Raw genomic sequence first — 271 nt, 5'->3', positions numbered from 1 at the left:
TCTTAGATGGCGACCTGGATCAGTTTATCGAAGCCAGTCTTAAGCAAGGCCTTTAATTTTTAGTTTGCTGCTATCGTCTTCAGTAGTATCCATTAAGTCATGATAAGTTGCGTAAGCCTGGTAGAATTCGATCATTGTGAATTCAGGATTATGACGGGTCGAAAGACCTTCATTTCTGAAGTTACGGTTAATTTCAAACACTCGCTCAAAACCACCTACAACCAAGCGCTTCAAGTACAATTCTGGCGCGATACGCAAGTACATACCGATA

The 271-nt window shown here is 41.3% G+C and carries 1 pseudogene; it reads right to left on the bottom strand.

What is annotated here, in order from left to right:
- Positions 1-75: 75 nt before the first annotated feature.
- Positions 76-271, bottom strand: a pseudogene (locus tag A3756_RS04840) (amino acid--tRNA ligase-related protein); the annotation flags it as partial.

Source organism: Oleiphilus sp. HI0086 (genome assembly GCF_001635225.1).
Note: the sequence above shows the minus strand (reverse complement) of the source record. Positions and strands in the feature narration are given on the sequence as shown.